This is a genomic window from Alishewanella sp. HL-SH05 (assembly GCF_052655985.1).
Genome location: NZ_CP199753.1, coordinates 2,516,131 through 2,543,048, shown reverse-complemented (window position 1 = coordinate 2,543,048; position 26,918 = coordinate 2,516,131). Strand labels below are relative to the sequence as shown.

Sequence of the window (26,918 nt, the reverse complement as noted above, 5' to 3'; positions counted from 1 at the left end):
GGAAGAAGTATGTCAGATTTTAATACGCGTTTTGCTGGCATTGCGCGTTTATATGGTCAGCAGGCCTTAGCAAAATTTCAGCGATCACATGTGGTGGTGATCGGTATTGGTGGCGTCGGAAGCTGGGCTTGTGAAGCTTTAGCGCGCTCAGGGATCGGTGAGTTAACGCTAATCGATTTAGATGATGTCTGTGTGAGTAATATCAATCGGCAAGCACATGCGCTGACCGACACGGTCGGCCAAGACAAAGTGGCTGTGATGGCTGAGCGGATTTTACAAATTAATCCAGAGTGTAAATTGAATCAAGTCGCGGATTTTATTGCCCCGGATAACTTAGCGAGTCTATTACCAGCTAACGCAGACTATGTGTTAGATGCGATTGATGCTGTTAAAGCAAAGGTCGCATTAATTGCCTGGTGCAAACGCAATAAAATGCCACTGATCACAACCGGTGGGGCCGGTGGGCAATTGGATCCAACGCAAATTCAATTGGCTGATTTAACCTTAGCGTTTAATGACCCGTTGTTGGCGAAAGTACGCAATATGCTCAGGCGCGATCATCAGTTTACCCGTAATCCCAAACGGCGTTTTGGTGTGGATTGTGTATTTTCTACTGAACAATTACGTTATCCACAAGCCGACGGCAGTATTTGCCAACAAAAACCCGACAACACAGGCAGTATGCGCTTAGATTGTAGTGGCGGTTTTGGCGCCGCTATGGTGGTTACGGCAACCTTTGGTTTGGCCGCCGTGTCGCGAATTTTAATCAAGCTGCAGCAAAAAGCCGCCGTTTAATGGGCGGCGACCACGTCTTTTATTCGATTGACCATCGCATTTAAGCCATTGCCTCGCGATTGGCTTAAATAGGGTTTCAAATTCAAACTATCAAAGCTGCGTTGTAAATCTAGTGTAGAGATTTCTTGCCGCGTCAGGCCATTAACAAAGCATAACATGATAGCCAGTAACCCTTTGACGATGCGGGCATCGCTGTCTAACACAAAAAAGTGTTGTTCGGTGCGGCTATCATAGTAGTGCAGTAGCCAAGCCCGACTTTCGCAGCCTTTAACTAGCCACTCATTTTGGCGCATTTTTTCTGGGATCGGCGGTAATTTTTTACCTAACTGCATCAATAAACGATACTTACTTTGCCAATCTTGAGGTTGTTGTAACTGTGGCAAATCCTGTTGCCGGATAGCCGTAAGGGCTGTCGCAGTATCCGTAATAAGTTGTGCCATGGTCATACCGTAAGGATCTCCACTGCCTGAGCCAATGCTGCTAAACATTGCTCAACTTCGGTTAACTGATTATAAGGTGCAAATGCGAAACGCAGCGCGCCTGGCGCGGCTAATTGTTCAAATAAGGGCATAGCACAATGACTGCCCGCGCGCACAGCAATGTGTTGTTCGTTCAGCAATGTCGCGACATCGGCAGGGTGTTCACCTTGAATGTTCAAGGTCACAATACCGGCATTATCGTGGCGAGACGATAACAATTTAATGCCAGGGATATGCTGTAAGCCATTATGAAAAGCCTTTAATAACAGGCCTTTATAACTGTTTATTTGTTGAGCGTCAAACCCACTAATAAATTTAATGGCCTGAGCAAGGCCCTGCGCGCCCGCAATGTGCGGGGTACCCGCTTCTAAACGGGCGGGTAAGCTGTTAAAGCGACTGCCACTAAAGCTAACATGCTCAATCATTTCACCGCCGCCATGTAACGGTGTCAGTCGTTCTAAGAATGCTCGCTTGCCATACAATACTCCGATCCCGGTTGGCCCATATAACTTATGCGCTGAGAAACAGTAAAAGTCGGCAGGCAATTTTTGTACATCGGGTCGTTGCCAAGCGATGCCTTGAGCGCCATCGACTATGGTGATAGCACCGGCTGCTTTTGCGTCGCTTAACATCTGTGCTAAAGGTAAAACATTGCCAAGTGCATTAGATACTTGGGTAAGACTGACAATTTTTGGCTTGCGCTCTAACAGTGTTTGATAGGCGGCTTGATCAAGTTGTCTGTCAACGGTTAATGGGATCACATCGATGATAACCCCATGCTGTTGACAATGCAGTTGCCAAGGTACGATATTCGCGTGATGTTCTAAGGCCGAGATTAAAATACGATCACCGGCTTGCAATATGGAATGCATTAAGCCAAAGGCTAATTGGTTAAACGCCGCTGTGGTACCACTGGTAAAGACAATTTCGGCAGGCTCGGCGGCATTAATAAACTGCTGTACCGTGCGTCTTGCCTCTTCAAATTGGCTTGTTGCCTGTTGGCTTAACTGATGCGTTCCGCGATGCACATTGCTATTGTCATGCTGATAGAACTTTACCAGGCTATCAATGACGACCTGAGGTTTGTGTGTAGTTGCTGCGTTATCAAGGTAGATCCAAGTGGGTTGCTCACGAAAAAAAGGGAACTGTTGACGAAAAGCGGCGGCATCAAACACAGACATGTCGGGAAGCTCAAGACAAAAACAAGGCGACTATTATGCCTAAAGCCACCCCTTTTAGCGAGAAGCACCTTTTAATGAGCCTAATAAAAGCGTCATTACTCAGGCGTATTGGTGATTTCAGCTGGTTTTTGCTGCATGAGGCTAAGGTAAAAGTATTAAAGTAGCCGAGATTACTTTGCAATGATGAGCCAATTGACTGCGCTAAAAACGAAAAAAGCGGCCAATGGCCGCTTTTAAGTTGCTGCTTGCCAGAGCAAATTACTTTTTGTAATCGCGCGCGGCATGGCCAGTGTATAGCTGACGTGGACGACCGATTTTGTGGCCTTTGTCTGCTAACATCTCGTCCCAGTGTGAGATCCAACCCACTGTACGTGACATCGCAAAGATCACCGTAAACATACTGGTAGGAATACCAATAGCTTTTAAGATGATGCCTGAGTAGAAGTCAACGTTAGGATACAGTTTCTTCTCGATGAAGTACGGGTCAGATAACGCAATGCGCTCTAATTCCATGGCGACATCTAATAGTGGATCTTTAATGTTCAGTTCGGTTAATACTTCATGACAGGTATCACGCATAACTTTGGCACGTGGGTCAAAGTTTTTATAAACGCGGTGACCAAAACCCATTAAACGGAAAGAATCATTTTTGTCTTTGGCTTTAGCTACAAATTCAGGAATACGGTCAACAGAACCAATTTGTTGTAACATTTTTAAACAGGCTTCGTTGGCACCACCATGTGCAGGCCCCCATAAAGAGGCAATACCTGCCGCGATACATGCATAAGGATTCGCACCTGATGAACCAGCTAAACGGACAGTTGAAGTAGAAGCATTTTGCTCATGATCGGCGTGTAACATGAAAATCCGATCCATTGCTTTGGCTAATACTGGGCTAACTTTGTAGTCTTCAGCGGGTACAGAGAACATCATGTGTAAGAAGTTTTCTGAGTAGCTCAGTTCATTACGTGGATAAACGAATGGCTGACCGGCAGTATATTTATACGCCATCGCGGCAATTGTTGGTAATTTAGCAATCAAACGATGAGCGCTACGGGTACGTTGTTGCGGATCGTTGATGTCTAAATCAGAGTGATAAAACGATGACATCGCGCCAACCACACCACACAGCATCGCCATTGGGTGTGCATCTACACGGAAACCTTGGAAAAATGCGGCGATTTTTTCGTGAACCATCGTGTGACGAGTAATGGTTTTAACGAAGTTATCATACTGCTCTTTTGTGGGTAATTCGCCTTCTAATAACAGGTAGCAAGTCTCTAAATAGTCTGATTTATCAGCGAGTTGCTCTATTGGGTAACCGCGGTGTAACAAAATGCCGTTGTCGCCATCGATGTATGTGATTTTCGATTCACAGGAGCCGGTAGACATAAAGCCCGGGTCAAACGTGAAATAGCCCTGTTGACCTAGTGTACGAACGTCAATCACGTCAGTGCCTGCCGTACCAGAGTAGATCGGTAACTCAAAGGTTTTACCATCAATCTGAACGACGGCTTTTTTATCTGCCATTGGATTTCTCCTACTGTTTTATTATCGGATATTAGGGTTAGGGGTATTCTACTCGCAAACCGCACCTGAAAGTCAATTCTAAAGGGTAATCAATTAATAAGTATTCGACTCTAGTCGTATTGCCGTACCGCTAAAAAGCTGTAAAGTTTTGTGCAACGGATTTTTCCGTTAAAAACCAAACAAAAATTGTAATAGCGTGTCATGAAATATATACTATTTGCGGCGTAAAAACAGTTCACCTTACCAGAACCTTTTTGCTGAACCAGCTTTATAGAAAAAGAGTATATCTGCTTCGGGATGTGGCTGTTTTTTGCAGCGACAATAATGACAACTACGCTCTACACGGGCATCGATAGGCAAGACACTGTGAAAAAGCAAAGACCAATAAATCTTGATTTAACAACTATCTCTCTACCTGCGACTGCCAAAGCTTCTATTCTGCATCGGGTTACCGGTGTTGCAATGTTTTTCGCACTGCTTTTTGTTATTTGGGCATGGGCGGTTTCATTGCAAAGTGCAGAAAGCTTTGACTACGTGAAGTCCTTGCTAAACTCACATTTTGCGAAGTTTATCGCATGGGGCACTATCACGGTACTTATTTACCACCTGCTAGGCGGTATCCGCCACATGATCATGGACCAAGGCTACTGGGAGGAACTCGACTCAGGTAACGCCAGCGCCAACATCACTATGGTGTTATGGATTATATTAGCTGTTTTAGCGGGGGTATGGTTATGGTTCTAAATCAGGCAAGCCTGAAACGCGATGGTGTTCAGGATTACGTATCATTAAGAGCAACTGCTGTTGTCCTAGCGACATACGCACTTTTCATTTTAGGTTTTTTTCTTTTCACTCCAGAAGTGACTTTCGAGATATGGCATGGCCTGTTCAGTAACGTGTTAATGAAGGTGTATACCTTGTTAGCGTTGATCTCGATTGCCATTCATACCCGTATTGGCTTATGGCAGGTATTAACCGACTACGTAAAGTGTGCCAAGTTACGCGCCGCTTTACAGTTTGTCCTGTACGTAATTGCCTTTAGCTACGTGGCAGTGGGTTTATTTGTGTTGTGGGGTGCTTAAGTGAATATTCCAGTAAGAGAATTTGACGCGATCGTCATTGGAGCCGGTGGTGCCGGTATGCGCGCAGCGCTACAAATCACCCAATCAGGTTTAACCTGTGCATTGTTATCAAAAGTTTTTCCTACGCGTTCACACACGGTGTCGGCGCAAGGCGGTATTACGGTAGCGCTGGGTAATAGCCATGAAGATAACTGGGAATGGCACATGTTCGACACCGTAAAAGGGTCGGATTATATCGGTGACCAAGACGCGATTGAATACATGTGTAAAACGGGTCCAGAAGCGATCACTGAATTAGAGAACATGGGCTTACCGTTCTCTCGTACTGAAGCTGGCCGCGTTTATCAGCGCCCATTTGGTGGTCAATCGAAGAACTTCGGTGGTGAGCAAGCTGCCCGTACTGCCGCTGCTGCTGACCGAACTGGTCACGCCTTGTTACACCTGCTTTATCAACAAAACGTTAAAAACCGTACTCAAGTTTTCTCTGAATGGTATGCCCTAGATTTGGTGAAAAACCAAGATGGCGCCATTGTCGGTTGTACTGCTATTGATATTGAATCTGGCGAAATCGTTTATTTCAAAGCCAAAGCCACGGTACTGGCTACCGGTGGTGCAGGTCGTATTTACGCTTCAACCACTAACGCACACATCAACACCGGTGACGGTGTCGGTATGGCTTTACGTGCGGGTGTGCCTTTACAAGATATGGAAATGTGGCAGTTCCACCCAACAGGCATCGCAGGTGCAGGTACCTTGGTAACCGAAGGTTGTCGTGGTGAAGGTGGTTACTTATTAAACAAAGATGGCGAACGTTTCATGGAACGTTATGCGCCAAACGCGAAAGACTTAGCTGGTCGTGACGTTGTGGCTCGTGCCATGATGACAGAAATCCGCGAAGGTCGTGGCTGTGAGGGCCCATGGGGTGTTCACATTAAACTAAAACTGGATCACTTAGGTGCTGAAGTTTTAGAAAGCCGCTTACCTGGTATTTGTGAATTATCACGTACTTTTGCGCACGTTGACCCGGTTAAAGAGCCCATCCCGGTTATTCCTACTTGTCACTATATGATGGGTGGTATTCCAACTAACGTCCACGGTCAGGTCATTACACCGAAAGCCGATGGTACAGAATCTGTTGTTGCTGGTTTATTTGCTTGTGGTGAGATTGCTTGTGTATCCGTGCACGGTGCAAACCGTTTAGGTGGTAACTCATTGTTAGACTTAGTGGTATTTGGTCGTGCAACAGGTTTACACCTTGGTGAAGCTTTAGCCGCAACCGCGCAAGCTCGTGATGCCACTCAATCTGACATTGATGCGGCCTTAGCACGCACACGCCGTTGGGAAGAGAGCAAGCCTGGCCAGGGTGAAGATCCGGTACAAATTAAGAAAGACCTGCAAAAATGTATGCAGCTTAATTTCTCGGTGTTCCGTGAAGGTGAAGCAATGGCCGAAGGTTTACAGCAGTTAAAAGAAATTCGTGAACGTCTGCAGTTTGCTCGTTTAGATGATAAGAGCTCTGACTTCAACACCCAGCGTATCGAGTGTTTAGAGTTAGATAACTTAATGGAAACCGCATTCTCTACTGCTGTTGCTGCAAACTTCCGTACTGAAAGCCGTGGTGCTCATGCACGTTTCGACTTCCCAGATCGTGATGACGAGAACTGGTTGTGTCACAGTGTTTATACTCCAGACACTGAGTCAATGTTTAAGCGTAAAGTGAATCTGGAACCGAAGTTCCGTGAAGCTTTCCCACCGAAAGCACGTAAGTACTAAGAGGGCTACAGCGATGCAGAAATTAGTTTTTTCGATCTATCGTTACAACCCTGATGTCGACCAAGCGCCGCGCATGCAGGATTATACTTTAGACAACCCGGATGGCCGGGATATGATGGTGCTTGATGCACTGGTCAAATTGAAAGAGCAAGATCCAACGTTATCTTTCCGCCGCAGCTGCCGTGAGGGTGTTTGTGGTTCAGATGGCGTGAACATGAATGGCAAAAACGGTTTGGCTTGTATTACACCGCTATCTGCAGTGGGTTTGAAAGGCGGTAAAATCGTGGTGCGTCCATTACCTGGTTTACCAGTCATTCGCGATCTGGTTATCGATATGAGCCAGTTCTATACGCAATACGAGAAAGTGAAGCCGTATTTGATCAACGATGGCTTGCCGCCAGCCGGTGAATTTTTGCAAACGCCGGAAGAACGCGCTAAGTTAGATGGCTTGTACGAGTGTATTCTTTGTGCATGTTGTTCAACATCGTGTCCTTCGTTCTGGTGGAATCCTGATAAATTTATCGGTCCAGCGGGTTTATTACATGCTTATCGTTTCTTGGCAGACAGCCGTGATACTGCAACCGAACAACGGTTAAATGACTTAGATGACGCTTTCAGCGTATTCCGTTGTCATGGTATTATGAACTGCGTAAGCGTTTGTCCGAAAGGGTTAAACCCGACTAAGGCAATCGGCCAGATTAAGTCGATGTTGTTAAACCGGGCGCTGTAATGCGCCCTTTTTTAGTGATTTAATTGAAAACTGTCCATCCACTTAGCGGGGTGGCAGTTTTTTTGCTACTTTTTCCAGGTGCTCAAAAATAAGGGAAACTAAATGCACGAAGGTGTAATGAAGGCGTGGTTAGAGTCTTCACATCTTGGCGGTGGTAACATGGCCTATGTGGATGAACTCTATGAATCCTACCTAGCAGAGCCCACCAGTGTTGGTGACGAATGGCGTGAGTTTTTTGCCCAGTTACCAAAGATCGATGGGGTCGAGCTTGAAACCCGACATAGCGATGTTCGTGAACATTTCGCTGAGTTGGCCCGCAACAAACATCGTGAAGTTGTGGTGGTAAACTCTGGTTCTGGTGCTGACAACCGTCAGGTTAAAGTACTGCAATTAATCAACTCTTATCGCTTCCGTGGCCATCAACACGCCAACTTGGATCCGTTAAACCTGTGGAAACAACCTCGGGTACGTGACCTTGAATTGTCGTTTCACGATCTGTCTGAAGCTGATTACGAAACTGAGTTCAACATTGGATCATTTGCTTCTGGTCAAGAAACAATGAAATTGGGCGATTTGCACAAAGCACTGGAGCGCACTTACTGCGGTTCTATTGGTGCTGAGTATATGCATATTGTCTCAACCGATGAGAAACGTTGGATCCAACAGCGCTTAGAAAGTGTGCAATCTCAGCCTCGTTTTGATAAAGACACTAAGCTGGGTATCCTGAAAGGATTAATCGCGGCTGATGGTCTGGAAAAGTATTTAAGCTCAAAATTCCCAGGTGCTAAGCGCTTTGGTCTTGAAGGCGGCGATGCGATGATCCCATTACTGAAAGCCATGATCCACCGTGCCGGTGAGCAAGGCGCCAAAGATTCAGTGATTGGTATGGCGCACCGTGGTCGTCTGAATACCTTGATCAACGTACTGGGTAAGAATCCTTCGAAGTTATTTGATGAATTTGCCGGTAAATACGAAGTAGTGGGTGCTGGCGATGTGAAATACCATATGGGTTTCTCATCTGACTTTGCCACCAAAGGCGGTAATGTGCATTTAGCACTGGCCTTTAACCCATCACATTTAGAAATTGTTAACCCTGTTGTTTTAGGCTCTGTGCGTGCCCGTTTAGATCGCCGCGGTTGTACCGACGGCTCGCTAGCACTGCCTATTACCATTCATGGTGACTCAGCTTTCGCCGGTCAGGGTGTAGTTGCTGAAACCTTCAACATCTCGCAAACGCGTGCATTCAAAGTCGGTGGCACCATCCGCTTGGTCATTAACAACCAAGTGGGTTTTACTACGTCAAACCCTGAAGATACGCGCTCAACCCCTTACTGTACCGACATTGCTAAAATGGTACAGGCGCCCATTTTTCACGTGAACGGTGATGATCCTGAAGCGGTAGTGATGATTGCCCAATTAGCGGTTGATTATCGTAATACCTTTAAGCGTGATGTGGTCATCGATTTATTCTGTTATCGCCGTAATGGCCATAACGAAGCCGATGAGCCAAATGCAACGCAACCTCTGATGTATCAGAAGATCAAAAAGCACCCAACGCCGCGGGAAATTTACGCTGAGAAGTTGGTGCAAGAAGGGGTTATTACTGCTGACGAAGTGAAAGCATTAATTGACGGTTACCGGGATGCTTTAGACAAAGGCGATTGTGTTGTTGAAGAATGGCAACCGATGGCACCTTCTTCAGTAGATTGGACCCCCTTTATTGGTAAAGACTGGGATACCCATTATGACGCCAGTCTAAAGCTTGAAGAACTCAAAGCGTTAGGTGAAAAAGCCATACAGGTGCCCGCAACGCATGTGTTACAACGTCAGGTTGGTCGTGTCTATGAAGACCGTGCATTGATGTTAAAAGGTGAGAAGAAAATTGACTGGGGTTTTGCTGAAATCTTAGCTTACGCCTCGGTGGTTGGTGAAGGAAGCCGTATCCGTATTGTTGGTCAAGACTCTGGTCGCGGTACCTTTTTCCATCGCCATGCTGTACTGCATAATCAAACGGATGGTTCAACCTATACGCCGTTAGAGAAAATCAGTGAACAGCAGGGTAAGTTTGAAGTTTTCGACTCGGCCTTATCTGAAGAAGCCGTTTTAGCGTTTGAATACGGTTATGCGACAGCAGAGCCACGGGCTATGGTTATTTGGGAAGGTCAATTTGGTGACTTCGCCAACGGAGCCCAAGTGGTTATTGACCAATTCTTAAGTTCTGGCGAGCAAAAGTGGGGTCGTTTATGCGGTCTAACTTTATTGTTACCGCACGGCTATGAGGGGCAAGGCCCTGAGCACTCGTCTGCTCGTCTGGAACGTTTCTTACAGCTGTGTGCTGATCACAACATGCAAGTGTGTGTGCCAACAACCCCTGCGCAAGTTTTCAACATGTTACGTCGTCAAATGGTGCGGCCAATGCGTCGTCCATTGATCGTAATGTCTCCAAAATCATTGTTACGTCACCCATTAGCGACTTCTTCGTTAGAAGAACTTGCCTCGGGTACCTTCCATAACGTGATTGGTGAAATTGACGAACTTGATGCAAAAGCGGTGAAACGTGTCGTGTTCTGTAGCGGTAAAGTGTATTACGAATTGCTTGAAGAGCGTCGTAAGCGCGAGCAAACCGATGTGGCTATCGTGCGGGTTGAACAACTTTATCCTTTCCCACATGAGGAAATGGCCGAAGTATTAAGCCAGTACCAACATGTAACTGATTTTGTTTGGTGTCAAGAAGAGCCACAAAACCAAGGTGCTTGGTACTGTAGTCAGCATCACTTCCGTGCTGCAATTCCAAAAACGGGTTACCTGAATTATGCCGGTCGTGAAGCGTCGTCTTCACCTGCAGTAGGTTACTTGTCTGTGCATAACAAGCAGCAACAAGCTCTCGTTAATGACGCGCTAACCGTTAAATAATGATTTTCCAGCCTGCATGCTGCAGGCTGTGATAACTGATATAGACCAACCGTTAAAGGTGAAAAAGTGGAAATTAAAGTACCCGTACTTCCGGAATCTGTTGCAGATGCAACCATCGCCACCTGGCACGTAAAAACTGGTGAAGCCGTTAGCCGTGATCAGGTATTAGTAGATATTGAAACTGACAAAGTTGTGTTGGAAGTTGTTGCACAAGCAGATGGTGTGATGGGCGAAATCATCCATGACACAGGTGCAACGGTAACGGCAGAAGAAGTCATTGGTAAAATGGAAGCCGGTGGTGCACCGGCTGCTAAGAAAGAAGAAGCGCCGGCAGAAAAAGCCGCAGCAGCTCCTGCTGCCGATGACAGCAGTGACGATGCGTTAAGCCCCTCTGTTCGTCGCATGATTTCTGAAAAAGGCTTAGATGCCAGCAAAATCAAGGGCACAGGCAAAAACGGTCGCGTAACAAAAGAAGATGTTGAAAAGTTTGTTGCTGCCCCAGCCAAAGCTGCCGCGCCTGCTACAGCTGCTGCGCCAGTGGTTGCTGCCGGTGATCGCAGTCAGAAACGTGTTCCTATGACTCGCCTGCGCAAAACGATTGCAAATCGTTTATTAGAAGCGAAAAATTCAACGGCCATGTTGACCACGTTTAACGAAGTTAACATGAAACCTATCATGGATTTACGCAAGCAATATCAAGATGTGTTTGAGAAGCGTCATGGTATCCGTTTAGGCTTTATGTCTTTCTATGTCAAAGCGGTTACTGAAGCGTTGAAACGTTTCCCTGAAGTGAACGCGGCGATCGACGGTGATGATATTGTTTATCATAACTACTTCGATGTTAGCATCGCAGTATCTACGCCTCGTGGCTTAGTCACGCCTATCTTACGTGATTGCGATAAAATGAATCTGGCTGAAATTGAAAAAGCCATCAAAGAATTAGCCCTGAAAGGTCGCGATGGCAAGTTAGCTATGGACGATCTGTTGGGTGGTAACTTCACTATCACTAACGGTGGTGTCTTTGGTTCCTTGATGTCTACGCCGATCATCAACCCACCACAATCTGCTATTCTTGGCATGCACAAGATCCAAGACCGTGTAATGGTTGTTGACGGTAAGATGGAAATTCTGCCTATGATGTATTTGGCACTGTCTTATGATCACCGGATCATTGATGGTAAAGAGTCAGTAGGTTTCTTAGTGACCATCAAAGAATTGTTAGAAGATCCAACGCGTATTCTGTTGGACATCTAACGTTTCATTGAATGTATCAAAAATGCTGTTGTTTGGTACAACAGCATTTTTTATCAAACCGGTTGGTACTATAATAAGCACCGAACCAAAATCAGGTTACTCTTTGTTGAGTAACGTCCCAATTCAAAAGAACGGAAAATAGCCATGAATTTGCACGAGTATCAGGGTAAGCAACTGTTTGCCCAATATGGTTTGCCTGTATCTAAAGGCGTTGCCGCAGCTACAGTGGAAGAAGCGGTAGCAGCTGCAGATGTAATCGGCGGCGATATGTTCGTTGTCAAAGCTCAAGTACACGCTGGTGGTCGCGGTAAAGCGGGTGGTGTGAAGCTAGTTAAGAGCAAAGAAGAAATCAAAGCATTTGCTGACAAATGGCTTGGTAAGAACCTGGTAACCTATCAAACAGATGAAAAAGGTCAGCCGGTAAGCCGTATTTTAGTTGAGCCATGCACAGATATCGCTCAAGAATTGTATTTAGGTGCAGTTGTTGACCGTTCTTCACGTCGTATCGTATTTATGGCGTCAACTGAAGGTGGTGTGGAAATTGAAAAAGTTGCCCACGAAACTCCAGAAAAAATCTTAAAAGCTGCGGTTGATCCTTTGGTGGGTGCTCAGCCATACCAAGGCCGTGAGTTAGCCTTCAAATTAGGTTTAGAAGGCAAGCAAGTTAACCAATTCGTGAAGATCTTCTTAGGTTTAGCAAAACTTTTCCAAGAAAAAGATCTGGCTTTATTAGAAGTTAACCCATTGGTTATTACACCTGCTGGCGATTTACACTGTTTAGATGCCAAGCTCGTTATCGATGGTAATGCCTTATATCGTCACCCTGATTTGAAAGCGATGCAAGATCCTTCACAAGAAGATCCACGTGAAGCGCATGCTGCTTCATGGGAGCTAAACTATGTTGCCTTAGGTGGTGACATCGGTTGTATGGTTAACGGCGCTGGTTTAGCCATGGGTACGATGGACATCGTGAAATTACACGGTGGCCAACCTGCTAACTTCTTAGACGTTGGCGGTGGTGCAACCAAAGAGCGTGTTGTTGAAGCATTCAAAATTATCCTGTCTGATACTGCGGTTAAAGCCGTTTTCATCAATATCTTCGGCGGTATCGTACGTTGCGATATGATTGCTGAAGGTGTTATCGGTGCAGTAAAAGAAGTGGGCGTTAAAGTTCCTGTTGTAGTTCGTTTGCAAGGTAACAATGCAGAATTGGGCGCAAAAGTGCTGTCTGAAAGCGGCCTGAACATTATCGCTGATACCGACCTAACAAGCGCGGCTAAACAAGTTGTTGCTGCAGCGGCTAAGGCATAAGGGGTAAGTAATGAGCGTTTTAATTAATAAAGATACCAAAGTCATTTGTCAGGGTTTTACTGGTGCACAAGGCACATTCCACTCTGAACAAGCCATTGCTTACGGCACAAAAATGGTTGGCGGTGTAACTCCGGGTAAAGGCGGTCAAACGCATTTAGGTTTACCGGTGTTTAACACTGTAGCAGAAGCGGTGGCAACTACGGGTGCAACTGCATCAGTCATCTATGTACCTGCGGCATTTTGTAAAGATTCTATCTTAGAAGCGGCAAATGGCGGCATTAAGCTGATCGTTTGTATCACGGAAGGCATTCCAACTTTAGATATGTTGGATGCCAAAGTGAAATGTGACGAGTTAGGCGTCGTGCTGATCGGCCCTAACTGCCCAGGCGTTATCACGCCAGGCGAATGTAAAATCGGCATCATGCCAGGTCACATTCATAAGCCAGGTAAAGTGGGTATCGTTTCGCGTTCAGGTACTCTGACGTATGAAGCGGTTAAACAAACCACAGATTACGGTTTTGGCCAGTCTACTTGTGTTGGTATCGGTGGTGATCCAATTCCAGGTTCTAACTTCATTGATATTTTGAAGTTATTCCAAGAAGATCCACAAACTGAAGCTATCGTCATGATCGGTGAAATTGGTGGTTCTGCAGAAGAAGAAGCAGCCGCTTATATCAAACAGCATGTGACTAAACCTGTTGTATCTTACATTGCTGGTGTAACTGCACCTGCAGGTAAGCGCATGGGTCATGCTGGTGCAATCATCTCTGGTGGTAAAGGTACTGCTGACGAAAAATTCGCTGCTTTAGAAGATGCCGGTGTTAAAACCGTGAAGAGCTTAGCGGATATTGGTCAAGCTCTGAAAGAATTAACGGGCTGGTAATCTAGCTTGTTAGTCGAAAAACCCGCTTTTAGCGGGTTTTTTTATGTCTAATACCTTTGAATTACAGTTGGGGGTTGATTTTTAGAGTCATTTATCTAACATGAAGAAAGCGGTTAAGTGTCCATTCAGCTTTACTGTTATTTTACTAATAATAATCAGGGAACTTCCTATGAGAATAATGCCATCAGATTCTAAAATTAAGCCGCTTTCCATAGCCATAAGCTGTGTCCTGGCCGGTTCACTTTTTCAAGTTCACGCCCAAGACGCAGAAGCTGACGCGCCCACAGCAGATGAAAAATCCGAACGTATTCAAATTATCGGTTCACGTATTCGTACCGACGGTTTAGATCAAGCTGCGCCTATTGAAGTAATTAATGCCAGTGTTGCTGCCAGCCAGGGTATTAGCAACTTAGGTGAGTTATTACGTAATTCCACGGTTGCTGCAGGTTCAAACCAAATTACTGCTGCGGCCTCTACGGCGTTTGTTACTGAAGGTGGTGTCGGTTCAGAAAGCATTTCATTACGTGGTTTAGGTGCAAACCGTACGTTAGTTTTATTAAATGGTCGTCGTGCTGGCCCAGCGGGTACACGTGGCCAAGTCGCTTCTTTTGATCCGAACATTTTGCCTTTATCAGCAATTGATCGTATTGAAATCTTAAAAGATGGCGCTTCTTCGTTATATGGTTCTGACGCCGTGGCCGGTGTGATCAACATTATTACGAAGAAGGGTGATGAAGGTACCATTAACTTTAATACCTCGCAGCCTTTGGAAGAAGGCGGTGAAAGTTATCAATTAAACGGTACTTATGGTAAAACCTTTGGCCGCGGTTCATTCCGTGTTGTCGGTGATTACAAAGTGCAGCAAGAGTTGGCTCAAGGTCAACGCAGTTTCTTTAACTGTGCTGAGCGGTATTTGTTTGATCCAACGACCAATGAGCGAGTTGACCCTGTTGATCCGCGTACCGGCAGTTACCATTGTAATGATTTACTGTGGGGTCATGTTTGGCTTTACGATTACCAAGGTGATGGCGGCAACGTCCCAGGGGGTGCAAAGGCGCAATATGATTATGATGGAAACTTAGGTAACTTCATTCCTGGGTTTGCAACTGATCCCAACAATCCGGATTTTATGGTGACACCACCCGGTTGGTTCCCGGTAGCTTATGATCGTTTATCAGATTCTGTCACCAACGCTGACCACCCGTTTCAAGATTTAGAAACACTGATCCCGAAAAACGAATTAATGACCGTGTATGCACAAGGTGATTATGAATTAAATGACACCACCAGTTTATACGGTGAAGTGTTATTAAATCGCCGTCAAACCACCACCAACGGCTATCGTCAGTTCTGGAGCTACAAATATAACGAAGATTTCTTTGCTGGTGATCCATTAAGTGCCGGTTGGACGGGTGCGCAGTGGTTAAGCCCAACCCCGATTACCGATCACTCAGGTGATAAGATCACTGTGGATTACCGCCGTTTTGTTGCCGGTATCAATGGTGATATTGGTAACTGGTATTATGATGTGGCTTATCAAAATAGCTACAGCAGCGGTGATTATAAGTCTAAGCTTATTTATGAAGATGCTATCTCTCCCTATAACTTTTCTTCAGGCTCTTGTGTTGGTGAAACAACACCGATCCGTGGCGTGCCTTGTGTCGATGTACCTTGGTTAGATCCACAGTTTTTAGCCGGTAATATTTCACCAGAAATCCGTGATTTCTTGTTTGGTGAGCAAACGGGTAATACTGTTTATAAACAACAATCAGTGGAAGGTTTTATTTCGGGTGATTTATTTGAATTACCTGCCGGCTTTATCGGTACTGCGGTCGGTTTCCAGTTCCAAAAAGACTCGATTAATGACGTCCCTGGCGAAGAGACCTTACGTGAAAATACCTGGGGCCAAACTGCCGCGGGTATTACTGCCGGTTCACATATCAGCCGTGCAGTATTTACTGAGTTCCAAGTGCCATTAGTGCGAGATCTACCGGGTATTCAAGCGTTAGATTTAACCATCTCAGGCCGTTACACCGATGTGTCTTCTTATGGTGGTGATAATACCTATAAAGCGGGTATCAACTGGACTATCGTTGATGGTGTGCGGGTGCGTGCTTCTCGGGGTACCTCGTTCCGTTCACCAGCGTTATTTGAATTATATTTAAATAACCAAACAAGCTTTGTTGGCCAGCGTAATATCGATCCATGTATTAACTGGGGGCAGGGTGTTGACAATGGTACTATCGATCCGCGCGTTGCTACCAACTGTGCTACTGATGGTATTCCACGTGACTTCGCAGGTGGTGCTATTTCAGCAACGGTAACCACAGGCGGTGGTGCTGGTCAGTTAGAAGCCGAAACCTCGATCTCTGAAACCTTAGGTTTTGTCTGGACTCCTGATTTCGAAAATCATGATATCAGCGCGTCAATTGATTACTTCAACATTGAAATTTTTGGCGAAGTCACTAATTTGACTGCGGGTCAGATCTTAGGTAACTGTTATATTTCTGATAACTTTAGCACTGAACCACTTTGTACGCAGTTTGATCGTGATCCTGTTGATTTGCGCATTACCAATGTGCGTGGTGGTTATTTAAACATTGCTAACCAAGTTAACCGCGGTGTCGATATTACCTTAAATTATGCTACTGATACTAAGTTTGGTCGTTTATCTGCCACTTATCAGCATACGCGTCAGATCGAAGCGGCAAGTCAATTGTTTGCTGATAGTGATCCAATCGACCGTACCGGGCAATTTGGTAGTCCAGAAGACGTAGGTAACCTGTTTGTTGGCTTGGAATACCAAGATTGGAGTGTAAACTGGATCGCACGTTATACTGGTGCGGTATCAAACGAGCAGTTTGTCAGCAGTAGCCCCACTTACCGTGGCGAAGCGGTTAAGTTAGTTGCGGCAGCAGATGCGGTGGTTTATCACACTTTCTCTGTTACTAAAGACTTTGCTGATGCAGGTTTAGATGTAACCTTGGGTGTGGCTAATGCTTTTGATAAAGAGCCGCCAAAAGTCAGTGCCGGTAGCTCTGTCACTCGTTTAGGCACCTCAGCGTTCTACAGTCAATATGACTGGTTAGGTCGTCGGGTGTTCTTAAATATGTCTTATAATTTCTAATTATAAGTGTGAGTAAAAATGCCGACTTAGGTCGGCATTTTCCTTTTTTAGTCTTGTTGTTGGAAACCAGCCTCATGCCTCGCGTGTTTGCCAAGCCTGATACTTTGAACGATCTTAATCCACAATTTAACCAGCCAGCTTTGACACAACCGGTGTTTTTAAACTCAGTGCCTAAGTGCGGTACACATTTGTTGCGTAATATTTTCCGGATGTTTGTTCCTGTTGCACAACAATATCATGACGCTTTTGTGCAAATTCCTAACTTGCGCCAGTGTCTGCCAGCGTTTAATCCGGCCAAGCCGATGTTAAGTTGGGGGCACTTACTGTTTTCGGATGAATCGGCCTTAGCCACGCAAAAAGCGGTGCAATATATTATTGTGCGTGACCCTTATGACTGGGTATTAGCGCGTGCACGCTTCTTTTTATCGGACACCTTTCAAGGGCAGATGGACCATTTAAAAGGCGGTCGCATTAAAATTAATGAAATGCTCAATATGATGATCTTTGGCATTTATCAAAAGGCGCCTACCTTACAAGAAATTTATAGCCATAACGCCGTCGCCTGGCTAGGCACGGGCATCAAATTAGTGCGTTATGAAGATGTGATTACCCATTTAAAAAAACTCGATACGCCCGCCGCCGAGCAGTATTTTACTGAGTTATTGCAGCCAGTATTAGTTAATGGTTGCTTACCCGAAGATTGGCGCCGCCGTATTGAACTGGGTTCAGATCGCCAGCAGAGCGGCACCTACAGAGAGAATCTGGCTGGGATCAGTGCCGAGATCCCAGACGAATTACCCGATATGCAAAAACGTTTAGTCGAATATGCTGCGCCAGGTTTGCGGCATATTTTAGGTTATTACTAACAGGAGAGTCGGTGATGCAGCGACCGCAAGTATTAATTGTTGGCGGCGGTTCAGCCGGTTGGATGACAGCAGCTTACCTTAATGGCGCATTAAATAAAGCAGGCCGTGAACCTCGCGTGGATATTCATTTATTGGAGTCTCCTGATATTCCACGCATTTCAGTGGGTGAAGCGACAATCCCTTCGATGCGTCATCTATTGGCGGTAATTGGCGTTGATGAAATGGAATTTATGCGCGCGACCGATGCCACGTTTAAGCAGTCAATTAAGTACGCCAACTGGGTACACAACGATAATACGTTCTATCACCATCCTTTTAGCAGTATGCGTACGCAACCCTTAGACCATTTAGCCGAAGAATGGCTGCGCAGTGATCGCAGTATTCCCTTTATGGAAACCTGCTCAGCACAACCGATTATTTGTGAGATGGGTTTAGCGCCCAAAATGTTTGGGCAATGGGATATGGGCCCACCGCTTAATTATGCTTATCATATGAATGCGCAAAAGTTTGCCGATTATTTACGTGATTTTTCCGTGGCGCGGGGGGTTAAACATACCCTGGCCAATCTGCAAGACGTACAAATGAAAAACGAGCAGCACATTGGCGCTATCGTCACCGATCAAGGGGCGACGCTGGCGGCCGATTTATTTGTTGATTGCACCGGTTTTAGTGCCAAATTAATTGAAAAACAACTCGGTGTGGGTTTTGAAGATTGTTCCCAGTGGTTGCTCTGCGATCGCGCCATTACTATGCATATTCCTTACGATCGGTTCTATCCGGGTATGGTGCGGCCCTATACTACGGCCACCGCATTATCCAATGGTTGGATCTGGGATATCCCCATGCAAAACCAACGGTCAGTCGGTTATGTTCATAGCAGTGCTTTTATTAGTATTGAAGAGGCTGAGCGTGAAATGCGTGCTTATCAAGGGGTGGGGTGTGAAGATTTGCCGCATCGGGTGGTTAATTTTAAAGTCGGCCGGCGAAAACAAAACTGGCAAGGTAACTGTGTGGCCATTGGCTTATCGGGAGGCTTTATTGAACCGCTGGAATCAACTGGTTTATATCTCAGCGATTTAGGCGCCGTCACCTTAGCGGAGCATTTTCCGTTTGCCGCTGAAGATATGCCGCTGCTGGCCAGTCGTTATAATCGTATTTTATCTAATCGCTTTTATGAAATTCTCGATTTTATCAATATGCATTATTGCATGACACAGCGCACCGACACCGCTTTTTGGCGAGAAGTACAAAAACCGGAGCGAATTACCGAGCGTTTAAAAGCCAAGTTAGCATTTTGGAAAGTTAAACCGCCTAGTGCCCATGATTTTCAGGATCAGTGGTTCCCGGGGATGGATGCACAGGGCAGTCATGATGGTTTCAGTGATATGCGCGCGGCGGTTGATACCGGCGGGTTGTGGAATCACGAAAGTTATCAATGCATTTTATATGGTATGGATTACCTGCGAGCGCATTGTGCAGAACGTTACGGGCCGAATTTACCGGCAACGCAAATTCACCGAGCGATATTACAGCGCTTACAAATGGCACGACACAAATTGCCGCCACATGCGCATTGGTTACAGCAAGCCGTTGGCATGCCAACCTATGCGACTGCGTCTAAACCTGCGGGTTGGGTCTAATCTGACATTAGCGTGTCACGGAGCAAACAGATGTTGCTATGGGCAGATTTACAGCGTTTAAACCGCCTAGAGCGGCGCTGGTTGCAGTGGTTTTTATGTATTATTTTGAGCAGTACAATCTGGTTTAGTTGGCAAAGCACGGATTGGCAGAGCTATGGGTCAATAACCCTAAATTGGTTTATCAGCCCTATAAGTGCCATCAGTGGTGTCCTGTGCGTGGTGATGGTCGCCAAAGGCTTGATGTCGAACTGGATTTGGGGGCTGATCAGTGCCAGTAGCTACGGTTTGCTCGCTTGGACCTCGGGCTATTATGGTGATTGGCTAATTAATTGGTTTTACTTTTTACCTGCGCAATTTTTTATTTATTTTAGCTGGCGTCAACATCTTTGCGCTGAAAGTCAGATCATCAAGATGCGGCGGTTAGGGCGGCATTGGTTTTGGGTGTTGGCTTTAGTTGTGCTGGGGATTGCGACACTCACCGCGGTATTAGCCGAGCTTGACGGTTTTATTAGTGAAGCCTTACAGCGCAATTCACAGGTGTATGCCAGCTTACGCGAATTAACCGGGCTGACGTTTAGCGGCCCACTGCTGGATAGCGCGACGGTGGTATTACAAATTGCTGCGCAATTATTGATGATCCGCATGTATGCGGCGCAGTGGCCATTTTGGATCCTGACCAATGTCTTAACGTTGTTTGCTTGGAGTTTGGTATTGCTGACGGATCCAAGTGCAACAGCCTATGCGGTACCCACTTTATTAATGTGGAGCGCATTTTTAATGAATTCGATTTACGGCATGATTAGCTGGCACAAAGGAGCATCAGAGCATTGAGTAAAGTAGGCGTTTTTCCAGGGAAGTTTTTACCGCCTCATCGCGGCCACTTAACCGCGATACTGCGCGCTCATGCACTATGTGACAAACTGTATGTGGTGATCAGTGAGCGAAGCCATGAAGATGGTGAGTTATGTCGGGTTGCCGGTATTCCTTATATTGACGGTGTACTTCGTCAGCGTTGGTTGTCGCAAGAGCTGCAAGGCTTGGGGATCCGGGTATTGCTGCAAAACGAAGATGCGATCCCTGCGTTTCCGCAAGGTTGGGGAGAATATGCCGGGTTGTTACAACACACCGTGCCAGAGCCGTTTGCAGTGATATTTGGTGGCGAAGAAGATTATCGTGCCGGTCATCAGCAGCATTTTCCTAATATCGATTATCGGGTATTAGATCCGCAGCGCACCCAATGGCCGATCAGTGGCACTGAAATTCGCAACCGACCTTATTTGCACTGGGATTATATTGCCGGTGCTGCTCGGCCGTTTTTTGCACGTAAAGTGCTGATCACCGGGCCTGAATCTTGCGGTAAAACCACCTTAACTCGTAAGCTCGCCAAAGTATATTGTACTTCTTGGTCAGAAGAGCTGGGGCGTGATTATCAAGAAGACGTGGTGGGCGGCAATGGCGATTTATTTAATTTAGAAGATTTCAATCGTATTACCCATTTGCAATACGAGCAAGATTGGCATGCCTTACGTAGTGCCAACAAGGTCTGTTTTTTCGATACTGATGCGGTGGTTACCGCTTTTTTCAGTCAGGTGTTTTTAGGCAATGTCGCCAGTCGTATCGAGAGTTTTATTGATCCTTTAAAATATGACTTAATCATCGCACTGGAGCCAACCGTGCCCTGGGTAGCGGATGGCATGCGCGAATTGGGTTCGCCGCAAATACGCCAACAAAGCTTTCAGCAGTTACTCGACTTATATCAGCAGTATGGTTTTCCCGCAGATCGCATCTTACGTGTTAGCTCGGCTGATTATTACGAACGGTTAGAGAGTTGCATCAGTGCGGTTGATGCATTATTGCAAAAATAGCCTTGCTGATTAAAATCTTTGCAAACAGTGCTGACCAGCAGTAGTCAGCGCCGGTTCGGCTGTTATAATGCCACATCATTTTTCGGTTCACGTAGAATAAAAGGACACCAAGTATTATGTCGGACGTCATTTCGCGCCCAACGAATTTTATACGGCAAATTATTGATGCCGATCTGGCCAATGGTAAGCACAGTGGCGTTCAAACTCGTTTCCCGCCTGAGCCTAATGGTTACCTGCATATTGGTCATGCTAAGTCGATTTGTTTGAATTTTGGTATTGCGCAAGATTATCAGGGCCAGTGTAATCTGCGTTTTGATGATACTAACCCTGAAAAAGAAAACGTCGAGTTTGTTGAGTCGATTAAACGTGACGTTAGCTGGTTAGGTTTTGAGTGGTCTGGCGATGTGCGTTACTCATCAGATTACTTTGAACAGCTGTATGGCTATGCGGTGGAGTTAATCAATAAAGGTTTAGCCTATGTCTGTTTCTTAAATGGCGAGCAAATGCGCGAATACCGTGGCAATTTAACCCAGCCGGGTAAACCTAGCCCATATCGTGATACCAGCCCAGTAGAAAACTTAGCCTTATTTGAAAAAATGCGAGCTGGTGGTTTTAAAGAAGGTGAGTGCTCATTACGTGCAAAAATCGACATGAGCTCCTCTTTTATCTGTTTGCGCGATCCGGTTATCTACCGGGTAAAATTTGCGCATCACCATCAAACGGGTGACAAGTGGTGCATTTACCCAATGTATGACTTTACCCATTGTATTTCTGATGCGTTAGAGGGTATTACGCACTCGTTATGTACGCTGGAGTTTCAAGACAACCGTCGTTTATATGATTGGATCTTAGATAACATCAGTATTGCATGTCATCCACAGCAAATTGAGTTTTCGCGTTTAAACCTTGAATATGCGGTGATGAGTAAGCGTAAATTACAAACCTTAGTGGCAGAGCAAGTGGTACAAGGCTGGGATGACCCACGTATGCCGACGATCGCCGGTTTACGTCGTCGAGGCTTTACCGCTGCCGCCATTCGTGAGTTTGCTAAGCGTATCGGTGTGACGAAGCAGGATAACGTTATTGAAATGAGCGCGTTAGAAGCCTGTATTCGTGAAGATTTAGACACGTCAGCACCGCGGGCGATGGCCGTTCTTGATCCGATCAAGGTCACTATCACGAATTATCCAGCAGATAAAATTGAGTGGTTATCCGCGCCTAATCATCCCAAAAATGAAATGGGTGAGCGCCAAGTGCCGTTTGGCCGTGAACTTTATATTGATCGTGCTGATTTTCGTGAAGAAGCCAATAAAAAATATAAACGTTTAGTCTCTGGTGGTGATGTACGGTTACGTAATGCCTATGTGATTCACGCAGACGAAGTGATCAAAGACGATGCCGGTAATATTATTGCATTAAATTGCAGTTACTTACCTGAAACACTAGGTGAAAACCCTGCTGATGGTCGTAAAGTGCGTGGTGTGATCCACTGGGTAGAGCAAACGCAAGCGTTAGCCGCAGAGTTCCGAGTTTATGATCGTTTATTCAGTGTGGCTAACCCTGCAGCCGAAGAAGATTTCATCAGTACTGTTAATCCACAATCCTTAGTGATTAAGCATGGTTTTGTCGAGCCATCATTAGCGACAGCCGTGGCCGAACAAGCTTATCAGTTTGAGCGTGAAGGCTATTATTGTGCAGATAACCAAGATTCTAGCGCAGCTAAACTGGTATTTAATCGTACAGTAGGGTTACGTGATAGCTGGGGTAAAGAAGAAGAGTAAGCTCTAAGGCAGCAGAAAACGGCTGCCTTAGTGTTTAACCCAATAACGGCCGCTTTGCGGCTGTTATTTTTTAAACAGCATCCCTAAGCCAACAATCGCCGCGATGGCACCGCCAACGAGGAACCAAATGGCATTATCGGTTGGGTTGCCAGTCACCACTTCAGTGACTTGAGAGGCAGTAGAGTGATACTCGGTATAGCCAAAATATAATAAAATGGCGCCGGCAACTAACAAAGCTAATCCAATAATCTTATTCATTTACTTCTCCTGTATGATGAAAGTGCCTAAGCTGTTAACAAACAACTTGGAAGTAAATGTAGCATATAACTATCGGTATGACATTGTTGGCTTAGGGTCGACGACAATTCGCAGCAGGAGTACAGCATGGAAATCTTTTGGGCCGTATTATTTTTCGCCTTTTCAACCACGATTACGCCCGGGCCGAATAACGTGATGATGATGTCGTCAGGTGTTAACTATGGCATTAAAGCCAGTTTACCGCATTGGCTGGGCATTTGCCTGGGGTTCCCGTTCATGGTGTTGTTGGTCGGTTTAGGCTTTGCGGTGGTGTTTGAACGCTTTCCTCATCTGCATCAACTGATTAAAGTGCTGGGTACGGTTTACCTGGTATACCTGGCTTGGAAAATTGCCAGTGCCCATCCACAAAGTATTGCCACGGGTAAAAGCAAACCCATGAGTTTTTGGCAGGCGGTGCTGTTTCAGTGGATTAACGGCAAGGCCTGGGTGATGGCTTCTGGCGCGATGGCGGCTTTTACCAGCGTGGGCGGGGTTTATTGGTTAGAAGTAAGCAGCATTACATTGGCCTTTTTACTGATGGCCTTTCCTTGTGTCGGCGTGTGGTTGTTGTTTGGTGTGGTGTTAAAAAAGCTGTTAAATAACACCTTCGCGCAGCGGCTATTTAATGCCGCTATGGGCGTTATTTTATTATTATCTGTGCTGCCGGTGCTTCTGGAGTTATGGCAGTTCTATTTTAGTACGGTTTAACGATGAATGGCGCTCAAGAAAAAATTGCTTTAGAGCATGAAGCCGCTCGCATTTTTATGCGGCTGTATGAGCAACGTTTTGCCGTTAAAATGCGGCATATTTGGCATAACGAGCCAGCGCGCCCCGATGTGTCTTGTTATTATGACGATCAAAAACTCGATTTAGAAATTGCCCACTTATATGGCAGTGAAGCAGAAGCCATGCATATTTTAGGGCGAGCATTGAGCCAACAAACCCATCAAGAATTAATGGCGTTGCTGCGCGTACCTGCAGCACAGCGTTTGTTAGCAGCACTGAATCGGATTATTGCTAATAAAGCAGAAAAGCATTACGACAGCGAGCGAGTTTGGCTGGTGATCCGTAATGCGAATCCGCTTTGGCGTCGCGCAGATATGTTGGCGCATTGCCACAAGTTACAGTTACCGCAGCAGCATCCCTTTCAACAGATTTGGGTAGTCGGGGATTTATTGGGGCAATCGGGTATTTTGCCGTTGTACCCCCGCGCGCTACTAAGTGCTGAGGTGGCAAAGTGCTAAGCCTGTATCGGCGCTTAGCAAGCTGGTTGTCTCCTTGGCAAACCTGGTATCTAGCTTTGGCATGCGGTATTGCTTTGCTGATAACTGGCAGCTTAATTTTTGCTCCTAATGCTTTGAATCCGCACGCCTTGTTAGGGCTGTCAGTCGCGTTGTTGTCTTGCCTTTGTTGCTGGTTAATCAGTGCCTTGTTCAGCAAAGCGCCGTTACAACCTGCCGGCTTTTTTCGGCGGTTATTTTATCGCAGCGGCCAATATTTACTGGCGTTCTTACTGAGCCTGATCTTATTTAGCTGGCTGTTATTATTGCTGCGTATGCTCAGTTTACTGCTGCGGCATTATGTCTTTTAATGGAGAAGTTGGGTCATGAGGTTAGCGCAGCAGCAACGTTGGGATATTTTTTGTGCCGTGGTCGATAACTTTGGTGATATTGGCATTTGTTGGCGTTTAAGTCGGCAGTTGGTCGCCGAGCATGGGCTGGCTGTGCGCTTGTGGGTCGATGATTTAGTCAGTTTTCAGCGGCTTTGCCCTGCAATCGATCCCAATCTGACAGAGCAACAGCAGGCAGGTGTGCTGATTTGTCATTGGCAAGCGCAAACGCCTTGGCAGAGTATAACTCCTGGCACCGTAGTGGTTGAGGCGTTAGCCTGTACCATTCCTTTTGCTTATCAGCAGCAAATGGCGCAGCAGGCTGTGAAACCGCTGTGGCTGAACTTAGAATACTTATCTGCTGAGAGCTGGATTGAAGCGTGCCATACTATGGCCTCACCACAGCCACAGTTACCCTTAATTAAGTATTTCTTTTTTCCCGGTTTTAGTGCAAAAACCGGCGGCTTACTGTGTGAGAAGGGTAGGATTGCACAATTAAGTGCCTTTCAACAAGATGCGTTGGCCCAACAACACTTTTGGCAACAATTAGGCATCAGCTTAACAGATGAAAACACCTTAAAAGTGTCGTTGTTTGCTTACACCCAGCAAGCACTGGGCAGTTTATTGGCCTTATGGCAACAGTATGACCGCCCGGTGTTATGTGTTATCCCGTTAGGGGCTTTGGCCGACCAAGCCAAACAATTATTGTCAGGTTTAAGCCTTGAGGAGCCCTGGCAAGCGGGATCGTTGACAGTGCATTTATTGGCGTTTTTACCGCAGCCGCAATACGATTATTTACTCAGTGCCTGCGATATTAATTTTGTACGCGGTGAAGACTCTGTGATCCGAGCGCAGTGGGCGGGTAAGCCTTTTATTTGGCAAATCTATCGGCAAGCAGAGCAAGCGCATATTGATAAGTTATCCGCTTTTTTAGCGCGTTATACAGCGGCGTTTCCCGCTGAGCTGGCAAGTGTTGTACAAAAATTGCATTTACAGTGGAATACCGAGCAAGATGTGCAACAAAGTTGGCAAGATTTCGCCTTGGTTAGCTCACAAATTGCGCAGCTCAATCAATTATGGCGCAACAAATTAGAAAGCTTTGGAGATCTTGCTAGCAACCTCGTGCGTTTTGCTGAAAAAAAATTATAATGTAGCGCAATTTTTCCTAACAAGAAGATATTCTCAAATGATGAAGACAGCACAAGAAGTCCGTGCCGGCCAAGTAATTATGGTTGGAAGTGAGGCAATGGTAGTGTTAAAGGCCGAGTTTAACAAATCAGGCCGTAACTCTGCAGTAGTAAAAATGAAAATGAAAAACCTGCTTAATGGTCAGGGCATGGAAACAGTTTACCGTGCTGATGACAAATTTGAGCAAGTCATGTTGGAAACTAAAGAAGTGACGTATTCTTACTTCGCCGATCCAATGTATGTATTTATGGACGCTGAATACAATCAGTTTGAAATCGAAGCTGAATCAATGGGCGAAGCACTGAAGTACTTAATCGACGGTATGGAATGTTCAGTGGTATTCTACAACGAGCGTCCTATCTCTGTTGATTTACCCACAGTGGTTGTGCGTACCGTGACTTACACTGAGCCAGCAGCGCGTGGTGATACTTCAGGTAAAGTGATGAAACCAGCGAAACTGGAAACCGGTTTTGAGCTGATGGTTCCGGCATTCGTAGAAGAAGGCGATCGTATCGAAATCGATACGCGCACCGACGAATACCGCAGCCGTGCTAAGTAAGAGCATCTGAGCAAAAAAAAGGCGCGTAAGCGCCTTTTTTGCTGAGGCTTGTTAA

At 45.8% G+C, this 26,918-nt stretch carries 23 protein-coding genes and 1 pseudogene; 20 read left to right on the top strand and 4 right to left on the bottom strand.

Annotated elements, in window-relative coordinates:
* Positions 1-9: 9 nt before the first annotated feature.
* Positions 10-795 (top strand): tRNA cyclic N6-threonylcarbamoyladenosine(37) synthase TcdA, encoded by a 786-nt coding sequence (gene tcdA, locus ACUJFL_RS11625; protein ID WP_445427570.1) that lies wholly within the window; start codon positions 10-12, stop codon positions 793-795.
* Here tcdA and ACUJFL_RS11620 read toward each other — a convergent pair.
* The 3 genes from ACUJFL_RS11620 to gltA form a co-directional block, all read right to left on the bottom strand.
* On the bottom strand, positions 792-1,283 hold the full coding sequence (locus tag ACUJFL_RS11620) for a SufE family protein (protein WP_445427569.1): 492 nt from the start codon (positions 1,281-1,283) through the stop codon (positions 792-794). The two genes, tcdA and ACUJFL_RS11620, sit on opposite strands and share 4 nt — an antisense overlap.
* The gene (locus ACUJFL_RS11615; protein WP_445427568.1) at positions 1,238-2,455 is read right to left on the bottom strand and encodes an aminotransferase class V-fold PLP-dependent enzyme; all 1,218 of its coding nucleotides are present in this window, start codon (positions 2,453-2,455) and stop codon (positions 1,238-1,240) included. The genes ACUJFL_RS11620 and ACUJFL_RS11615 overlap by 46 nt, the downstream gene beginning before the upstream one ends.
* Positions 2,456-2,713: 258 nt before the next feature.
* The gene (gltA, locus tag ACUJFL_RS11610; protein ID WP_226750016.1) at positions 2,714-3,985 is read right to left on the bottom strand and encodes a citrate synthase; all 1,272 of its coding nucleotides are present in this window, start codon (positions 3,983-3,985) and stop codon (positions 2,714-2,716) included.
* A gap of 366 nt (positions 3,986-4,351) precedes the next feature.
* On the opposite strand from gltA, the gene sdhC reads away from it, so the two are divergent.
* From sdhC to glnS, 14 genes and pseudogenes are all read left to right on the top strand, one after another.
* Positions 4,352-4,729 carry a succinate dehydrogenase, cytochrome b556 subunit gene (gene sdhC, locus ACUJFL_RS11605; protein ID WP_226750015.1) on the top strand — a complete coding sequence of 126 codons (378 nt, stop codon included), beginning with the start codon at positions 4,352-4,354 and terminating at the stop codon, positions 4,727-4,729.
* Positions 4,720-5,067: a succinate dehydrogenase, hydrophobic membrane anchor protein gene (sdhD, locus tag ACUJFL_RS11600; RefSeq protein ID WP_226750014.1), complete on the top strand. Its 348-nt coding sequence runs from the start codon at positions 4,720-4,722 to the stop codon at positions 5,065-5,067. Before sdhC ends, sdhD begins: the two co-directional genes overlap by 10 nt.
* A complete protein-coding gene (gene sdhA, locus ACUJFL_RS11595) occupies positions 5,068-6,840 on the top strand; it encodes a succinate dehydrogenase flavoprotein subunit (RefSeq protein WP_445427567.1) in 1,773 nt (590 codons plus the stop codon). It begins immediately after the preceding gene.
* 13 nt (positions 6,841-6,853) lie between these two features.
* Positions 6,854-7,570 carry a succinate dehydrogenase iron-sulfur subunit gene (locus ACUJFL_RS11590; protein ID WP_226750012.1) on the top strand — a complete coding sequence of 239 codons (717 nt, stop codon included), beginning with the start codon at positions 6,854-6,856 and terminating at the stop codon, positions 7,568-7,570.
* Positions 7,571-7,672: 102 nt separating this feature from the next.
* Positions 7,673-10,483 (top strand): 2-oxoglutarate dehydrogenase E1 component, encoded by a 2,811-nt coding sequence (locus tag ACUJFL_RS11585; RefSeq protein ID WP_226750011.1) that lies wholly within the window; start codon positions 7,673-7,675, stop codon positions 10,481-10,483.
* A 63-nt stretch (positions 10,484-10,546) separates the two neighbouring features.
* A pseudogene (gene odhB / locus ACUJFL_RS11580) lies at positions 10,547-11,737 on the top strand (2-oxoglutarate dehydrogenase complex dihydrolipoyllysine-residue succinyltransferase); the annotation flags it as partial.
* A gap of 144 nt (positions 11,738-11,881) precedes the next feature.
* Positions 11,882-13,048 carry an ADP-forming succinate--CoA ligase subunit beta gene (gene sucC, locus ACUJFL_RS11575; protein WP_226750009.1) on the top strand — a complete coding sequence of 389 codons (1,167 nt, stop codon included), beginning with the start codon at positions 11,882-11,884 and terminating at the stop codon, positions 13,046-13,048.
* A 10-nt stretch (positions 13,049-13,058) separates the two neighbouring features.
* Entirely contained in the window at positions 13,059-13,931 is an 873-nt protein-coding gene (sucD, locus tag ACUJFL_RS11570; protein WP_226750008.1) for a succinate--CoA ligase subunit alpha, read from the top strand.
* Between the two features lie 178 nt (positions 13,932-14,109).
* On the top strand, positions 14,110-17,058 hold the full coding sequence (locus tag ACUJFL_RS11565; protein WP_445427566.1) for a TonB-dependent receptor domain-containing protein: 2,949 nt from the start codon (positions 14,110-14,112) through the stop codon (positions 17,056-17,058).
* An 8-nt stretch (positions 17,059-17,066) separates the two neighbouring features.
* On the top strand, positions 17,067-17,924 hold the full coding sequence (locus tag ACUJFL_RS11560; RefSeq protein WP_445424910.1) for a hypothetical protein: 858 nt from the start codon (positions 17,067-17,069) through the stop codon (positions 17,922-17,924).
* A gap of 14 nt (positions 17,925-17,938) precedes the next feature.
* Complete coding sequence (locus ACUJFL_RS11555) at positions 17,939-19,564, top strand: tryptophan halogenase family protein (RefSeq protein ID WP_445427565.1); 1,626 nt, start codon at positions 17,939-17,941, stop codon at positions 19,562-19,564.
* A gap of 30 nt (positions 19,565-19,594) precedes the next feature.
* Positions 19,595-20,395, top strand: a complete 801-nt coding sequence (gene pnuC, locus ACUJFL_RS11550) for a nicotinamide riboside transporter PnuC (protein ID WP_445427564.1) — start codon at positions 19,595-19,597, stop codon at positions 20,393-20,395.
* Entirely contained in the window at positions 20,392-21,429 is a 1,038-nt protein-coding gene (gene nadR, locus ACUJFL_RS11545) for a multifunctional transcriptional regulator/nicotinamide-nucleotide adenylyltransferase/ribosylnicotinamide kinase NadR (RefSeq protein WP_445424907.1), read from the top strand. The genes pnuC and nadR overlap by 4 nt, the downstream gene beginning before the upstream one ends.
* Positions 21,430-21,545: 116 nt before the next feature.
* Positions 21,546-23,210, top strand: a complete 1,665-nt coding sequence (gene glnS, locus ACUJFL_RS11540; protein ID WP_445427563.1) for a glutamine--tRNA ligase — start codon at positions 21,546-21,548, stop codon at positions 23,208-23,210.
* Positions 23,211-23,273: 63 nt separating this feature from the next.
* On the opposite strand, the gene ACUJFL_RS11535 is transcribed toward glnS, so the two are convergent.
* On the bottom strand, positions 23,274-23,468 hold the full coding sequence (locus ACUJFL_RS11535) for a DUF3185 family protein (protein WP_226750001.1): 195 nt from the start codon (positions 23,466-23,468) through the stop codon (positions 23,274-23,276).
* A 126-nt stretch (positions 23,469-23,594) separates the two neighbouring features.
* Here ACUJFL_RS11535 and ACUJFL_RS11530 point away from each other — a divergent pair, with 126 nt between their 5' ends.
* Genes ACUJFL_RS11530 through efp form a run of 5 tightly spaced genes read left to right on the top strand, consistent with a single transcriptional unit; the run spans position 23,595 to position 26,863 of the window.
* Positions 23,595-24,215 carry a LysE family translocator gene (locus ACUJFL_RS11530; RefSeq protein ID WP_229587983.1) on the top strand — a complete coding sequence of 207 codons (621 nt, stop codon included), beginning with the start codon at positions 23,595-23,597 and terminating at the stop codon, positions 24,213-24,215.
* A 2-nt stretch (positions 24,216-24,217) separates the two neighbouring features.
* Positions 24,218-24,751 (top strand): hypothetical protein, encoded by a 534-nt coding sequence (locus ACUJFL_RS11525; protein WP_226749999.1) that lies wholly within the window; start codon positions 24,218-24,220, stop codon positions 24,749-24,751.
* Positions 24,745-25,098, top strand: coding sequence for a hypothetical protein (locus ACUJFL_RS11520; RefSeq protein ID WP_445427562.1), 354 nt, complete (start codon positions 24,745-24,747; stop codon positions 25,096-25,098). Before ACUJFL_RS11525 ends, ACUJFL_RS11520 begins: the two co-directional genes overlap by 7 nt.
* A gap of 15 nt (positions 25,099-25,113) precedes the next feature.
* Positions 25,114-26,265 carry an elongation factor P maturation arginine rhamnosyltransferase EarP gene (gene earP / locus ACUJFL_RS11515; protein WP_445427561.1) on the top strand — a complete coding sequence of 384 codons (1,152 nt, stop codon included), beginning with the start codon at positions 25,114-25,116 and terminating at the stop codon, positions 26,263-26,265.
* Positions 26,266-26,305: 40 nt separating this feature from the next.
* Positions 26,306-26,863 (top strand): elongation factor P, encoded by a 558-nt coding sequence (efp, locus tag ACUJFL_RS11510; RefSeq protein WP_226750373.1) that lies wholly within the window; start codon positions 26,306-26,308, stop codon positions 26,861-26,863.
* Positions 26,864-26,918: the final 55 nt, after the last annotated feature.